The organism is Microvirga brassicacearum (genome assembly GCF_008757455.1).
Taxonomy (GTDB): Bacteria; Pseudomonadota; Alphaproteobacteria; order Rhizobiales; family Beijerinckiaceae; genus Microvirga; species Microvirga brassicacearum.
Genome location: NZ_VCMV01000001.1, coordinates 18,016 through 31,966, shown reverse-complemented (window position 1 = coordinate 31,966; position 13,951 = coordinate 18,016). Strand labels below are relative to the sequence as shown.

Annotated in this window: 11 protein-coding genes and 1 pseudogene; all 12 read right to left on the bottom strand. The window is 57.2% G+C overall.

Annotated elements, in window-relative coordinates; all coding sequences use genetic code 11:
* Positions 1-22: 22 nt before the first annotated feature.
* Entirely contained in the window at positions 23-1,981 is a 1,959-nt protein-coding gene (locus tag FEZ63_RS00135) for an FkbM family methyltransferase (RefSeq protein WP_150941609.1), read from the bottom strand.
* Between the two features lie 109 nt (positions 1,982-2,090).
* Entirely contained in the window at positions 2,091-2,642 is a 552-nt protein-coding gene (locus FEZ63_RS00130) for an NUDIX hydrolase (protein ID WP_150941608.1), read from the bottom strand.
* Between the two features lie 491 nt (positions 2,643-3,133).
* Positions 3,134-3,931: a class I SAM-dependent methyltransferase gene (locus tag FEZ63_RS00125; RefSeq protein WP_244622576.1), complete on the bottom strand. Its 798-nt coding sequence runs from the start codon at positions 3,929-3,931 to the stop codon at positions 3,134-3,136.
* On the bottom strand, positions 3,932-6,007 hold the full coding sequence (locus FEZ63_RS00120) for a hypothetical protein (protein ID WP_150941607.1): 2,076 nt from the start codon (positions 6,005-6,007) through the stop codon (positions 3,932-3,934).
* A 66-nt stretch (positions 6,008-6,073) separates the two neighbouring features.
* The gene (locus tag FEZ63_RS00115) at positions 6,074-7,441 is read right to left on the bottom strand and encodes a UDP-glucose dehydrogenase family protein (protein ID WP_150941606.1); all 1,368 of its coding nucleotides are present in this window, start codon (positions 7,439-7,441) and stop codon (positions 6,074-6,076) included.
* 50 nt (positions 7,442-7,491) lie between these two features.
* Positions 7,492-8,481, bottom strand: a complete 990-nt coding sequence (locus FEZ63_RS00110; RefSeq protein WP_150941605.1) for an NAD-dependent epimerase/dehydratase family protein — start codon at positions 8,479-8,481, stop codon at positions 7,492-7,494.
* A gap of 221 nt (positions 8,482-8,702) precedes the next feature.
* Positions 8,703-8,860: pseudogene (locus FEZ63_RS25395) on the bottom strand (IS5/IS1182 family transposase); the annotation flags it as partial.
* A 401-nt stretch (positions 8,861-9,261) separates the two neighbouring features.
* The gene (locus FEZ63_RS00105) at positions 9,262-11,043 is read right to left on the bottom strand and encodes a hypothetical protein (protein WP_150941604.1); all 1,782 of its coding nucleotides are present in this window, start codon (positions 11,041-11,043) and stop codon (positions 9,262-9,264) included.
* Positions 11,040-11,390: a hypothetical protein gene (locus FEZ63_RS00100; protein WP_150941603.1), complete on the bottom strand. Its 351-nt coding sequence runs from the start codon at positions 11,388-11,390 to the stop codon at positions 11,040-11,042. The genes FEZ63_RS00105 and FEZ63_RS00100 overlap by 4 nt, the downstream gene beginning before the upstream one ends.
* 4 nt (positions 11,391-11,394) lie before the next feature.
* A complete protein-coding gene (locus FEZ63_RS00095) occupies positions 11,395-12,429 on the bottom strand; it encodes a class I SAM-dependent methyltransferase (protein ID WP_150941602.1) in 1,035 nt (344 codons plus the stop codon).
* The gene (locus FEZ63_RS00090) at positions 12,369-13,187 is read right to left on the bottom strand and encodes a class I SAM-dependent methyltransferase (RefSeq protein WP_244622575.1); all 819 of its coding nucleotides are present in this window, start codon (positions 13,185-13,187) and stop codon (positions 12,369-12,371) included. The genes FEZ63_RS00095 and FEZ63_RS00090 overlap by 61 nt, the downstream gene beginning before the upstream one ends.
* Positions 13,184-13,945 (bottom strand): class I SAM-dependent methyltransferase, encoded by a 762-nt coding sequence (locus FEZ63_RS00085; RefSeq protein WP_150941601.1) that lies wholly within the window; start codon positions 13,943-13,945, stop codon positions 13,184-13,186. The genes FEZ63_RS00090 and FEZ63_RS00085 overlap by 4 nt, the downstream gene beginning before the upstream one ends.
* Positions 13,946-13,951: the final 6 nt, after the last annotated feature.

The following is a 13,951-nucleotide window of genomic DNA, read 5'->3' as shown; positions in this document are numbered from 1 at the left end:
GGCCTGTCCGTTCGTTCCGCCACTACGCTTTCACGCCGATGAGCAACCAGCTGGGCCTCACCCAGAACACCTGTGAGAAGTGAGGCCGCCATCGATCGTAATTGTCGACGATGGCGCGCATGACGCCCTGACCAGCCTCGGACGCGGCAAGCGCCGCCGGATCGGGACAGAAATCGTGCCATATCATCACGCCGCCCGACCGCAGCAAGGGAATGGCCTTGTCGGTGTCGCTTATGACGACTTCGGGTGTATGCCCGCCATCCACGAGAATGGTATCGAAGAACTCGGGCGCAAACTCTTCCGCGCGGAACTCGCGGCTGTCGCACAGGATCTGATGGACGCGATCCGACAAGCCGGCTGCGCGATAACGCCAGCCGATGCGCTCACCCGCATCGCCTGCCTGCCCGTGTTCGGCCGGCTTGAGCGTTTCTCCTTCGAGGGCCTGGCGCCCGTAGAGAGGGTTGCCCTGTTCGTCGCGCTCGCCTTCAGGCAGGTTGATGGTCCAGATCTCCGCTGCGCACGATTGTGCGCACAGCACGGTTCCGAATCCCTCCCAGGTGCCGAATTCAAGATGCCGGCGTGGCGACAGGTGTTTATAGAGATACCGATAGATGCCGGGCTCATCGACTTCCGTCTTGAAGCGGTCAATCCCATATCGATAGACCATCCTCTCAGGAACATAGGGCGCCTTCAAGTCGAGTGCATCGCCCAGTTCGCCGACAGGAACGATCCTGATTTGCCGCGTGTCCCGAGCAGTCGTTCCGTCATTGGCGAGGCATTCGTTCAGATCGAAGCTACGAACGCGCGGATCAAGGACCGGAGAGGCCGTCACTGCGGCCGGCCGAGCCGTGAAGACGCGAACGGAATGGATCTCGGCCCGCGCCGGTTCTCCGCCTTCGGTCACGTTTCGGAGCATCAGCGCTTCAACCGTCTCCGCCTGCGGCACAAAAAGCCGAACCATCTGCGGACCTGGCGCCGCGTGGATCATCATTTCTTTTCCGACATAGACGGTGAGATCGGACGCGAGACAGCCAAGGCCGACCGCACCGGCCGACACCTCGATTTCGGCTTCCACGATAATCGAGCCCGCCGTCTGCGCGCCCTCGCGTGACCAGGACGCACCATAGGACCAGCGCGGGCCCGGAATCTGGAGGGCCCGCGGATGGTCAGGAACCGAGATGGCGCCATTGTGCAGCTTCGCGACAGGCGAGAAGAACGCCGGCAATGGTTCGCCGGGCCCGAACACGGGTGGAAGCAGGATGGGCTCACGATCGAAGGTGAGCGAGAGGCGGTCCGCCGGGCCCGCGGTATCCGAAGGCTCGCGCTTCAGAATAAAATTCTCCTGGTCCAGGACCAGGGCGCTGTTATAGCCGCGTGCCAGGAGCCACAGCATCGCATCGCCAACCGACTGACCGCGCGTGGCAAGCGCATGATTCAGTTCGATGATCACCCAGGGATTGAAGCGCTCGAGCGTTTTCTCCGCGCCTTTGAGGACCTCGAGGTCGAAGCCATCGACGTCGATCTTGATGCAATCGACACGCGCAAGTCCGGCTTCCGTCACGAACCGATCCAGCGTGTTGAAATCGTAGTGCTGCCGTTCGGGCGCCGCTCCCCATATGCGATAAATCGACTCGTCGAGCATGCCCGCCTGGTTGCCCATGGCAACCTGACGCACGGTGACGTTCCCGATGCCCTGCGCCGCAAGATTTTTCCGAAGCAACTCCGCCGTCGCCGTCGGCTCGAATGCGTGCACGTGCCCTTCCGGTGACAGGCGTGACATCAGCATCGAATAGACGCCGACATTCGCACCGACATCGAGTGTCACCCAATCCGTCCCCGCATTTTGGACGAGCCACCGTTTCGTTTGGAGTTCGCTCTCCGGGTAATAGTCGGTAAATTCCGGATAGAATGCGACAAGCTCGATCGGCGCCGCCCCCGGCACAAGCGAAAAGACGCGCTGCTGTTCTGCGGATGTCGACATTTTTTCGCTTTCTCCTCGTGCGCCGTTTCAATCCGAAGGCAGCACGTACCACTGCAGTTTTGGATCGGTCAGAGCGGCAGATCCCAGTCCAGTCTGGCTCAAAGGGAGCCTAGGCGAGATAGCGTCTTGCGGCCGCCCATACGGCAAGATGAGGAAGAACTGCGATGTTTCCGCACTGAATCGCGCGCTCGACCGCTTCGAGGTTCAAGAGCCTCACTTCCATCGTTTCCAAGTCCCCGGCATCAGGTTCGGCGACGCGACGGCAGCCTGTGAGCAGAAACAGATGCGCCTCCCCGCAGCCTTGATTGCCGCTGACGGCGCAGCGTCCCAAGGGGGTGACGGCGCCCGTTTCATAGCCCGTTTCTTCCAGCAATTCCCGCCGCACCGCCGTCGCGGCATCTTCACCCGGGTTAATATGGCCAGCCGGAAAGGTGAGTCCGTGCCGACGCGCGCCGTGCTTGTACTGCCAGAGCGTGATAATTTCGTTCTTGTCCGTAACGGCAACTGCGATCGCGAAATCGGGAAGGCGAACCTGCCAATAATCGTCGATCTCGACGCCGCTATCGGTGCGCACTCGCTGACGCGTGACGGACAAATAGGGTGGAGCGTCAAAGGCAACCTCTTCGTCGAGGATTTTCCAAACTTCAGCATCAGCTCTCATTGTCACTCCGCCGTCGTCTGCGCCCCGCCAGTTCGGCAGTGCGCTCAGATTATAATCCCGATCCGTGCATCAGGGGCTTGAAGTGTCTCTGTTAAAAGCTTCAGCGGCTATTCTTCGCCCAAACGCCTGCGTCCTGCCGCCACGCGGCATACTCTCCGACCGGTTTTTCTCATCATTTGGCCTATTACCAGCTCACCGTGAAACCGATGCACCCAGATCACGTTCGAAGCGGCTCCAGAGGACGTCGGTTTCCGGCAACCACACCGAACTAGTAACATGATTTCGCGTGCCAACCTACCCACGCGCTCTTCCGCAGAACGTCAAATCTTGACGTTCTGCACACGACTGTCAGCAGAAAAGCCGGGGCCCTCAGCGCCCCGTCTTGGGTGAATGGGTCGTTCACATAGGGAGGCTAGCATTCGCATGCGGAGAACACCGCTTGGGCGCCCCCATTGCTCCAGCACTAATACCGTGTCTTGGGCCCGCCTCTTCTAGATCGGTTTTGCAGTAATCATCAAATGCCAGCCCAAGGCTTTTTCGAGCGATGCGAACATCTCCTCTGGCATTGCTTTGAACCACGGCTGCGGCTCATACTCGTAGCGGACATACTTTTCGACGACATAAGGAAAGATATGATCCTGGCGTATCTCGGTTACCTCAAATTGACCGTCCAGGAGTTCACGTACCTCGTCATTGGTATAGGTGAATGCGATCGGACAACCGGTTTGCGCCTCAGGCTGATCAAACCCAGCATCGATCATGATCGATTTCCAGGAATTCGATGCGTAGAGCATGATCCTCAGTTCGCCATCCGTCGCGATAATGCTACGCGCGCTCTCAATAACTGCCCTGGGGTTAGGTGTATGATGGATAACGCCGAAAGAATAGATCAAGTCGAACTTGTTAGGACCGACGACGCGGCCCACTTCTTCCGCATTGCCGACGTGAAAGGAGCCTTTGAGACCAAACTGCTCAAAGCGCTTCTTTGCAAGTTCCAGGCTCGCAGCTGATAGTTCGATGGCTGTGTAGTCAGCACCTTGCCGCGCGAAGTTGGTAGCATCCGTGCCGATACCGCAGCCGATCTCAAGCACCCTTTTGCCCTTCCAACGAGGAAAATCAGCAAATCCAGGAATATGCGGCTCGACAAAGTACTTCCTGGCTTCGACTTCATCAAAATACTCACGGCTCCCGACAGGCTGGGTGGAGTGTCTGACATTGCAAGGACGGCGATCCCAATAGGATTGCACGTCTTCAATCCCGGGAAGATTGGCGACAGTTGCGGTGGACATTCAGTGCTCCTTGGAAAAGGCAGGTGATAGACGTTTGATTCGATGAGAAAGTGGTGCTTGTGGGCCAAGCCGCTGCGCAACCACACGTGTTACACGGAATTCCGCTGCCCCATTTGAGTGGATTCGCACCTCGATGGCATCAGGGGTGCCACTCATAGAAAGTGCTGACGCGACATCAAAAACCAAACTGTAGGATGAGGTTGCAACGTCAATGCCATTAAGCTGAAGGCTGGTGATGACGTCGTCGCCGGCCGCAATTTCGATATTTACATCGAGCCGCTGTGCGGACATGGCACTTTTCTTCCAATCGACCGGACCATATGGAAATCTATTTCCGACGTTGCCAAGGACGCGTCGCACCGCCTGTTCAATCCCGTTTTCTCCAGGAGCGCTGATCCTATCGTATTCAAGGTCTATGGAAACTTTGTACTTGCCAGGCAGCGGGTGCGCGTAAGGGCCGTAAGTCACGTGACCGGCTGTGTTGCTGCGGGAACGAATTATTTTACCGTCCCTGACGCCGGCGGTGCCGGGGAGCATATTCGGCAGCCATTCTACTCCCGCCTCATCCAAATTTGGTGGATTGATAAAGCCGTGTCTAATGCGCACGCTGAAAGGTGTGCGGGCAACGTTGATATGGCTACTGAACGCCCGTTCAAACCGATTGTGGATCGCATTGATTCCAATAAAGCGGCGGGGCATTTCCTTCTGCCGTTGCCGTTCTTCTTCAGCATCGACCAATCTATGGAAGCAACTAAGCATGGCTCGCGCGAGGAGCCAATCGTGCTCATGGGGGACTGGAATGAGCGGCTCACCATTCTCGCGAGCAAAGTCAAATATGAACGCATCGGCAGTTGCTTCAACCTCCTCAAGCGTGAGGAGGTTCACATGCGCCTCGCCTTCCAAATTTCCGAGTGTGGCGAGTTCGCCCGCTATGAGAATGGGAGAGGTAAAACCAAGGCCGGCCCAAGCCTCCACGAACAGTTCAAACATCCGGCCCCGTTGACCGAACCAAGCAACGGAGCAGGTGCGCGGCATGCTCGCGAAGAGATCAATCAAGAATGGCAGCACGTGCTCGGGCGCATATCCACAGCGATCATAAAAATCTGGAGTATAGGAGCGCTGCAGTGGCGTGGAGAGTGGTGTCTTCAGCAAGGCATTGAGGGTGTCTATAAAAACGCCGCCAGTCGCTCCCTCAAGCCGCACCTCTTCCACCTCATCAGCGGGACAGCCCCAAGATTCCGCCTGCTCTGGCAGTTCTGGCCGTTCGACGCGGTGAAAGAACTCCTCTGGATTATTCTCGACGGCATCGCGTCGATGCGCCGGCGTCACTTGCCGCGTGTGGTCGCAATGGTAACCGAAGATCTGGGCCGACAGGTCGCCAACATGCCCGTAAACCATGCTGAACCGCTTCGCGATATTTGCGTCCACATGCCAGCCGAGCAACATCTCCTCATGAAAACCGTGAAAGGCGAAAAGGTCCGCGCGCTCCATCAGTTGGAAGTCGCCTGGCCCATCAAATAAGAATGGCGACATGCCAGCCACGATCTCGTTCAGATGAAGATCCCATCCCCACCGATCGAAGGCTTCGATTACGGCACGTGCGTTCAGACGATCGACGGACTCCCAGAGCGTTTCTGGGACTTCAAAGCGCGGAATTCCGTAGTGTCCCTTGGGGAGATCTCGAACAGTTTCTGATAGAGACTGTCCTTTGCGCGGGACAAAGACCATGTCGGTATTGGTCGACAGGATCCACCGGTTTGCCGGATTCGAACGACGAACCGCAACGTTACGGGCTACCGGCTCCAGCGCCACAAGATGCGTGCGCGACGCGAAACGCGCATGGACAGAGGGCCGAACGCGCAGGATCCGGAGATGACGTTTGGCCTTGTCGGTGAGCGTATCCTGGATCGCCTCAGGAAAAGTCGGGAAGTCGTCGGGCGTATTGTAGTCGACGAACAGGATCTCATCCGCGGGATCGGAGAGAACTTCCGCCATGCAGTTGAGGCTGAGCGCCGCGCGCTTATGGAGATTGTAGCCGTAATTGTCGTTCCGGCCGTAAAGCACAATCGAAATCAAACTTCATCTCCAGACGATAAGTATTCCTGCACGAGGTCAGCCCGCCCCCGGTCAATCGGTTAGCCCTCAGGCCGCCGCCTCGCGGGCCGCAGATGCGTGGCGCCAATCGCCACGCCCGAGACGAACAAGCTTGACGCCGCTCGTCTCCGTCGTTTCGACGATACCCCATGGATCGATGACAACGCGCGACTGACCTGCCGACAAGCCCGAGTGCCAATTGATTTCGCTGAATTCGGGCCAAGGCGTCATGATCACGACGGCATCGGCATTTGCGACAGCATCGGCAGCCGAGGCGAAGACGTCGGCACGGGTCCCGAGCACGGCTACGCCTGCGTCGTTTGCCATCGGATCGGAAACCATTACTCCATAGCCGGCTTCGGCCAGCATTACGGCAAGGGACACGCCCTGGCTTTCCTCGACCACGCCCGTGTGCGGCTTGTAAGAGAGTCCAAGCACCGCAATCGTCTGGCCGGGACTGACGCTCGCCTCGACAGCACCCATCAACCGATGCAGTTGGTGATCATTCACCCGATCGGTGGCCTCGGCCAATTCGCAATTCACGCCGAGCTTGCGCCCCAGAGCGGCGAAAGCCTTGTTGTCGCGTGGGAAACACGGCCCGCCATAACCGATGGCCGGCTTGAGATACTTGCGTCCGATGCGGCTGTCTGCTCCGACGGCGCGCGTCACCACATGCGCGTCAGCGCCCGGCAGGTGATCGCACATATCGGCAATCATGTTCGCGTAGGAAATCTTCGTCGTGACGAACGTGTTCACGGAAATCTTGCAAAGCTCCGCATTCACCAGGTTCATGCGGTGAAACTCGGGCGTGCTTTCCGTCGAGCCGCGATACACTGCCTCCAGCATATCCCCCGCTCGCGTATCGGATTCCCCGATCAGGATCATATCAGGGAACAGCATGTCACGGACGACAGAGCCAAGAGCGATGAATTCAGGATTGTAACAAAGCCCGAGATTCTCGCCGACAATCCGACCGGAGGTGCGCTCGAGCGCCGCGCGGATCTCGCCGCCCGTCGACCCTGGCATCACAGTGCTTGTCACCACCACCACGTGGTAATCGGACTTGTTGTGGAGGGCTTTGCCTATCCGCTCCACCGCATCGACGACGTAGCGATTCTGGAACAGCCGGTCCGGTCCGCTCGGGGTCGGAACGATGATGAAGGTGATGTCCGTTGAACGTATCGCGTCCTCGTAGTCACCCGTCGCCCGAATACGGCCCTTGGCACGATCAAGAAATTCTTGAAGTTGCGGCTCTTCGACCGGCGCGCGGCCAGCATTGAGCGCACTGACAAACGTGCTGCTGAGATCGACGCCGACGACATCAAAGCCCTTGACGCCAAATACCGCCGCCATGGGGGAACCGAGCTTCCCAAGCCCAATAACCGAGAGTCGCGGCCGCGTGGACGTGACGTTCATAGGCAAACCTTTCAGCTGAATGGAATCGTCGTTCCGGACAGACGTGATATTTAAGCTGCGGCGCGTTGATTGCGGCCCCGAGCGCGCTCTACTTGGCCTGCAATCCACGTATATGTCTTGCGAAGGCCGATCTCGAGAGGCTCGTCGGGGGCCCAGCCAAGGCGCTCGCGGATGAGTTCGTTATGAGAGTTGCGGCCCCGCACGCCCACGGGCCCGGGGATATTCCGGATCCGCTGTCTCTTGTCGGCGATCGTCATGACCATGTCGGCGAGTTGGTTGATCGTAACCATCTCCTCCGAACCGATATTGACCGGCCCTTCGAAATCCGACCGGGTCAACATGATCGTGCCCTTGATGCACTGGTCGATATAAAGGAAAGATCGGGTCTGGAGGCCATCGCCCCAGATCTCGATTTCGCCCCCGTTCTCGGCCTGCGCGACCTTTCGGCACAGGGCGGCGGGAGCCTTCTCCTTGCCGCCGTCCCACGTCCCTTCGGGGCCGAAAATGTTATGATATCTCGCTACGCGGCACTGCATACCGTAGTTGCGGTTAAATGCAAGATAGAGGCGCTCCGAAAAAAGCTTTTCCCAGCCATACTCGGAATCGGGAGCTGCCGGATAAGCGCTATCTTCTTGGGTGACGGGGCGATTGGGATCTTCCTGATTGTATGCCGGATACATGCAGGCCGAGGAGGAGTAGAAAATGCGCTTGTTGTTGCGGCGGAGACAGGCGTCCAACACGTTGAGGTTGATCGTTGCCGAATTGTGCATGATGTCGGCGTCGTTCTCGCCGGTAAAGATATAACCGGCACCGCCCATATCGGCGGCAAGCTGGTACACTTCGTCGAAGCGACGATCTACAGCCGATCGGCAGTTATAGGGATCCCTCAGATCCGCAACCATAAAGTCGTCAGCCGCGGTTTCACTGAAGGCGGGCATCTTAAGATCAACGCCGCGAACCCAAAAGCCTTGGCTCTTCAGTTCTTTAACGAGGTGGGAGCCTATGAACCCACCCGCCCCACACACCAAAGCTGTTTTCATCAAGTATCCCCATATGCGCTGCCGTGGCGGGGGCACTAATATTCGGAAGGCCTTCCCGTGGCAAGGACCACGAAACTTAATTTAATCCAATGAAACCTGCCAAGCTTGGAGGTCGCCAATCATACGGCGCCATGAGCCTGCGTTCAGAGGTCGCGCAGCGCAGTCGGCCACGTAGTCGGCCCTCTGGAACTGCCGCGGAATGCGCTTCCGTTTGATAAGGCCTATTTGTGAGCAATGCATCTTAGCAGGAGACTTCCGAGGGCACCGTAAACCCTTGGGCTGAGAGCGGTCGATGTGCTTTCGTAGTCGCGTACGAGACGTCGCCAGCGGGTCATCCAGGCGAGGTGCGCTCGACGACCCACCGCCGCGGGATGACCTCGCCGAGCAGGAAAGGCCGTATCCGCGTCCACTCCTCATCAGTGAGGTCGGTCAGATAGCACTTTGTTTTCTTTTCGATATCGGCCATTCGACCGCGCGTCGCTGGGGGCCACATCCCAAACTTAAATCACCGCCCATCCGTCAATTTCGATTCGTCATCAAACGGGCCTCTGAAAACGCCAGCCTTCAATACGTCCGTGATCCTTTGAGCGTGCTGGTCCTCGGCTACTAAGGTTTGGTTTGTCGCACGTGCTGCGATCCAGCACCGGCCACTTTGGCGATAAATTCCGCACTGCAAGAGATGAACTAGGTCAGGTCGATGAGGTCACCGGTTCTACACTGACCCAAGGGCACTTGATACCTGTCCTGCAGTCCGCCCCTGCGTAGAATCGCCGTGCCGAGTCAAACGCCGGACGACCTGTAAATTACCAAGATAACCGGGATGGCTCCGAAATTCATTTCCTCACGGTGAATGACTTCCAGCCGCTTGCCGAACCGTGCAAAGCGAGCAATCAATTGATCCAGATACAAAGGGTCCCTGACAATCGCCACAACCTGGCCGCCATTCGTGACAAATCCGACATACTGATCACTGATATCGTCCGCAGACCGATCGTTGCTGGTGCCAAGTCCGCCTGTTCCGGTCGAGATCAGTGATCCACGAAACTTAACTAGCCTCAGCCTGCAATCACCGACCTGCGCCTCTTCGTCAGGGCCGATCCATACCCAAGTCTGCCACCAGACAGGGTTACCCAGCCGGAAGAGTCTGATCAGGCGAACGATTCCCGCGTAGGCGCTCTCCGCATCGACACATGTTCGCGATGCAACCTTCGACCCCAACTCACTCCAAAGGACGCGGCGGACAACACCGGTCTGGATTGCCAGCGGAGGATAGGCGACGAGATAAACAAAAGCGGCTACGGGGACAGCCATCCATTTTGTCGCTGGAAGAAGCACCCCGCCGACGACCGCCGCGAGCATCACGACACCGGTCATGATTGCAAAAGCGTTTGGAGTTATCCACGAACCAAAATTCCGAAGGTCGGGACTAATTTGCAGAATTATAAAGGCAACGATCATTGCGACGCAGGTTGACACTAGTAATCGTTTATCCACTGGTTGGATTAGGACGCCCAAGGCGATGAATGCAGGAATGATAAGTGGATAGGCAAAATAATCAGGCTGAAGAGCCACATGCCCGAAGCTCTGCCAAACGATCCAAAGTAGAGCAAGAAAAACATATTGTGCCACAAGAGCAACGGGCACAAGCGTATCCGGCCTCAGGTTGGCCGATCTGCCCTTCATCAATCCCATTAACCAGATGACCGATGCAACGAGGATCGATGCTGGCAGGATGAGATAAACGAAAGCTTCAGGCCTGAGAAACCAAAGGCTCGACCACGGCGACCACCATGCTTTCATATTGGATGGGTCGCGCGTGTAATTGAAGACGATCTCGACGATCGGCCAAAAAAATGCAGCCCGCCGGCCAACGGACCAGGCGATCAAGCAGAGAACCAAAGTCACCAGAACGAAACCAAGAAGGCTCCAGCTAGCAGCCTGAATGATGCCTTTCAAATTGCGATGCTGCCGGCCAACCGCCAGATATTGAGCGGCGAGAACCGGCACCATATTGACGAATATAATATTCGCGTGAAAGGTTGCCCCGAAGGCCATCCCTGTTGCCACGAGCCAGTTTATCGGACGTGCCGATTGTGATGCGCGGGTCAGAAGATAGAGCGTGAGCGCGTAATAGGCGCCCGACGGCGTCGTCTGATAATCCCAACCGCCGGAGCCGTGGAACGGATAATAAGCCGTCAACAGAGCCGCAACAATCAAGCCGCTCTTGCGCGAGACCAGACGCGCCAACGTGAGGTAGACGAACACGGCACTCGACGTTAGCGCGCCAACATGCAGAACGAAGTTCGCCGCGGTCGGCCCGAGCAGGCTGTAGAGAGCATAGCCTGGAGCAATCCAGGAGAGTCGCGATTCCTTGTAGTGGCCAGGCAGAAAGTTTGGATCGCCGTAATGAAGAAAATACCCGACATTGTACCAGGGATCGAGGTAACCGATCGGAGTGTAAAGCCAGCCGGGGTTTCGAAGCCCCAAGAGTACGGGAACTGCAATCAACAACAGAATATGAACATGTTGTTCCCGAACTCTTAAAAGCACCTTGGAAATCATAGTGAAGTCTCGCTTGAAAGTGCGACAATCATGATACCGCCCGAGATCAGGCTGATGCCGACCCAGCGCATAAACGTTATCGGCTCGCCGAGCAAAAGGGCCGCGGCGCAAATCACGGCGACGAACTGTGCAGCGGCGTAAGCTTGGGCCAGGTTGAGTGGCAACACTTTCAGGACGAAAGCGTAGAATGCGGCAGCGGTGGCAAATATCACAAGACCGATGAATGTTCGCCACGATATCAGCCCAAGCAGGACCGCGCTCGCCGGGTCCCCTGCCCCAAGCTTCATCATAAGATTGGCGATGACAGTGCAACCTATCATAAGGACGAGCAGGAGGAGGGTCGACATAGTCTCAGCCACACGCCACTGGCTTGGCTTCTCCAACGACCTGAAGCCCTGCGCGGCCGAAACCCGGTATTCGCAAGACCGCCTCGTCAATAACAGTCGATCCTCGCGTGAGGGCGCGAATTCCGGGTACGTAGCGGAAAAGCCGGTTGAAGATGAGTACATCGCTGTTCATGAACAGGCAGAACCCCAGAAACCCACAGGTTCTGTAATCGGTCAGATCAAGTCCGGCCCGGGTGAGAACACCCGCAGTTTCACTATGCGTCAGGGGTCGTTCAGTTGCGTGATCGAGCATGGGAGACAGTCGGTAGACCAGCCAGCGGATCGCCTTCCACAGCACGAAATCGCTCACGGGTTCGCGGAAGACAAACCTCCCCCCGGGCCTGAGGATTCGCCGAATCTCTCTGAAGAGAGCGGCCCGGTTCGGAACATGATGCACGCCGCCGAGCATAAGAACCGTATCAACAGAGGCGTCTTTAAGCGGGACACGCGTGGCGTCGCCTTGGACAAATAGCGCCTGACAATCGCCGGCTGCCGTCAACCCGCTCTCAAGCATCTTCTCGGAAACATCGATTCCAACATAACGCTCAAACGCCAACCCTGACAGTTTCAGGGCTTCGCCATGGCCGCAGCACAGCTCAGCCACTGTCCCAAGACTAGTGGAACCAATCTTAGCCATCAGGACGCGATCGAGATAAGCCATGTACTCCTGAGTGTGCGGATAAGATAAGTTGGCGATGTAAGCGTTCGCAATCCGGTCATAGTGCTGCTGCTGATAATCGGCTTCTTCGGACAACGTGGACAACGCGAATAGTGGAATCCCGTGAGGTGAAATGGGAAATGTGGCGCCCGATCGATTGGTTCTCAGGCCCGCGTCACAGACCAGCAGATCCTCGCCGCCACCCGGGGCGGCCAAAATGTCAAGCCAAGGAATGATATCAGCAGGGGCTTCGGCCGATTGTGGAGGACGCGCATTCATCACTATTTTCCCGATGCGGATGTTTTTGTCCCAATCGCAGTCCACGACATCTGATTTACCCATGTGACTTGCACATCGACCAGCCCCTGATCGCGCATGAGTTTTTCCACGGTGGCGCGCGGCCAGTAATTCGCGATCTTCGGGAGCATCTGATCGAACACAATCGAGCGCAGATGCCGAAATGTGAAACCCCGCAGCAACTCAAAATAGGCGATGCGTCCGATCCCCAGCCGCAAGGCGGTCCAAAGCAACGCCGCAGGGTAGACGGACAGATGGTGGACGAGGCCGATGGGCAGTCTGGAAAACAGTAGTTTTCGGATGGGGTCGAGCAGATTGACGATCCATTGGTTGTTCTCGAGCCCATAAACCCATATCAGCACGCGCCCGCCCGGCTTGACCGCTTTCACCATGCCGGCGAGAGCCTGTTCCGGATACTCAAGATGGTGGATCACTCCAATCGAGAATGCAATGTCGAACCGGTCTGCCTCGTTAATCTCGTAGGCGCTGCGCTCCTCGACGCGAACTTGCGCAAACGACTCAAGCGTGCGGCAAGCAGAGGCGAGAGATCGAGAATCAACGTCGATCGCCAGACCCTCGGATGCACCATAAAAGGCCGGCCAATAGGAGTTACGCCCCATTCCGCAACCGACATCCAGGAAGCTCCGACCCTTCCACTCCTCAGGCGAAAGAGGGATTGACCAGCGCCGGAACTGTTCCTCGTATTCAGGACGCATTTCGGCATATTCGCTCCACTCATAGCCAAAGCGATCAGGCGACCCGGACGCAACCGGCGGTGAAGATGTCTTGTTGACGGTTGTCACGGCTCGCCCCGATCTTTGCCAAAAATTGCGGGTTTGCTTACGAACGCTAGAATCGAAACGCCGAATGGCGGCTTGATGTGTCGTGCGCTCAGAACATCGAATGTGAATATCCGCTCAAGAAACCAGTTCATCCACCTAGAATTCAGTTCAGCTTCGCTTTTCGCCTGCACACCGAATAAATCGATGAGTCTACGCGCGGCAAAAATTGGCAGAAAAAGCAGATAGTTGAAGTAGTATACTTTCTCGACGTGGAGGCGAGCTTTGCGGATGCGGGAGAGGAGCTCGGGCCGAACGTAGCGACGCTTATGCTGGGCAACTCGATCCTGGAGTCCCCACAGCACGCGAAAGGCCGGTACTGTGACAAGTGCGAGACCGCCTGGCTTGAGAACTCGGGCGATCTCCGAAAGAGCTTTGAGGTCATCGTCGACATGCTCGATAATATCGGTTGCCAGCACGAGATCGAATGTTCCCTCGGGAAACGGCATCGCGCAGATGTCGCCTTGCTTGACCACCCCCAAGCCCTTGCTCGCGCAATAGCTAATCGCTTCCTCGCTGAAATCCAAACCTTCAACATCTGCGAAGCCGATGTCGCGAAGCATTCGCAGATTGGTCCCGGTCGACGTCCCCACGTCAAGGATTTTGGCTGTCCTCGGCAGTTTTGCTTCGATGATCTCACGCGCAAACAGCCGCCGGCGTCCGACGAACCACCAATGGCTCGCTTCATTGACCGCTTCGCTGGCGAAAGTTCCGCTCTCCATCGCTCG